We start from the raw sequence: 1,989 nt of genomic DNA, 5'->3' as shown, positions 1-1,989 counted from the left end.
TAGCTCAAACAGCTGGAAGAACACTCGCTTAATCAGAGGAATGACTTTGTTGCACTTGACTTGACAATTGGGGAATAAATAATTTCAATCGGAAGTTTATTTAAATCTATGCTTGTCTGCTGATCATAACTTAATTGTGAACGATAAATATGTTTCACAAGTTTTGTTATGTTAGCCTTTTTATAACTTTCTGGGACTAAAAAGAGTTTCTTACTGTCGGATTTTTTAAATGGTAAACCATGGTCTTTTAAATAATTGTAATTTACATATAGTATTTCTACATTATCAAACCCCTTAATATTATAAGATTCATAAACGTTTATATACTCGCTCTTTATATATTGAGCACTTGTTTCTTTTTCTAAACTATGATATAAAGTCGTAAAATAATCATTAGCTTTAGACTGATCAGACTGCATATCTTGCCACAATTTATCACTTGGAGAATAATTTTCAATGGTTATAAAATTACTACCATTTCTATCCCATTGTTCCTGATATTTCATTTGTTCATTCATATCAATTAATGTTTGAGAAATAGTTATAAAACTAAACACTACAAATACAGTCACTACTCCTTTAAAGAAATAATTCAAGAACATTGCGAACTTAAAGCCAGAAAAAGACTTTAACATTTTGGGTACCGTAACTCTCTGAACAACACTATAAACAAGTAGACTTGATATCAGATACGCAAATAATAGAAAAAGCTGTCCCCAGATTAAACTCATAAATAAATATTGTGGATAGATGCTAACAGAAAGGAAACAGATCACATCAAATATGATAGCGGAAAATAAAATAAGAAGAACATTGGGAATAGTATATTCAAAAAAAATACTTATATTGGAAAAGCCAATTAGTTTCTTTACGCCAATTTTCTTTAATTGTGTTAGCGGTTGATAAGTAGCACTAAGAAGCAACATGAGCATTGAAATAATAAATACTGCTACTGTAACAAGAAATACTTGATTAACGTAATCAACTTTCGATCCAAATTTTTCATTCAAAAGATCCTGTTTACTAATACCAAAATGGGAACTTATATCTGAAATGAGCCGGTCATTCTCAAACTCATAAGTAGATACCACCGTATACTTCCCATTTATAGAATGAGTTTGATCAGAAAAATAGTGTGACAATAATTGAAGTGATATTGGTTTTGCATTTAGAAAAGTCTTTATATCACCGAGTTTATTTTTGATATCTTTATTGGAGTATATCCCAGAAGGATTAGATGAAAATTCTAATTTGTCGATTCCAAAATTCTCTGATGGAAAAGTTGATTCATAAATCAAAGCAGACTTTATAACCTCTGATCCATTGTTATCTGTTTTAACAATAGATACCTTATATTTCTTTGATAACTGAGAAAAATAATCCATTAGTTCAGCAGGAGTTTGCCTTTGATCTGTTAAATAAAATTCAACAGTATACAACCCATCTTCTATATTGTTGATACGGTTTATTTCATTTGTTCGAAAAATATTAACAATGATTAAACTAAAACAAATGGTAATCAACACACAACAAGTCTTCACTATTCTACCCATACACAACTCCTTCTAAAAGTAGAAAGTCTTCTAGTACAAATACTAGAAGACTCTTTGTTAAAAACCATAAAAGTATTCTAAACCAGTAGGTGGAATTTTATCAATAGATGTTTTCGCCCATAAACCAGCTCCTTGACGTTGAGTATTTACTAGTTTGCCTTCTTTAACACTAGCAGTATGGCTCCGACGTGGGTGATAATAATTAGAATAACCATAAGTTCCAGTATATCCAACACCGTAATGCCAAGTACCACCAGCAACAGATGCTGCAAAAGCTGTTCCCGAAACTAATAGTCCACCTACTAGGAATGAAATAACAAATAATTTTTTAATTTTTCCAGCCATATTGAACTCCTTTTTAAATGATAAATTGCAAGAATAAGTGCAACATTTACTTGAACTCATCCTCTAGAGCTTCACAAGCAGTTCTGTAAGC

Annotated in this window: 2 protein-coding genes; both read right to left on the bottom strand. The window is 30.8% G+C overall.

Annotated elements, in window-relative coordinates; translation table 11 throughout:
* Positions 1–32: 32 nt before the first annotated feature.
* A complete protein-coding gene (locus tag K1J10_RS10430; RefSeq protein WP_223357306.1) occupies positions 33–1,553 on the bottom strand; it encodes a hypothetical protein in 1,521 nt (506 codons plus the stop codon).
* A 57-nt stretch (positions 1,554–1,610) separates the two neighbouring features.
* Entirely contained in the window at positions 1,611–1,898 is a 288-nt protein-coding gene (locus tag K1J10_RS10425; protein WP_223357304.1) for a lactococcin 972 family bacteriocin, read from the bottom strand.
* Between the last annotated feature and the right edge of the window lie 91 nt (positions 1,899–1,989).

It is taken from the genome of Streptococcus australis (genome assembly GCF_019930045.1).
GTDB lineage: Bacteria > Bacillota > Bacilli > Lactobacillales > Streptococcaceae > Streptococcus > Streptococcus australis_D.
Note: the sequence above shows the minus strand (reverse complement) of the source record. Positions and strands in the feature narration are given on the sequence as shown.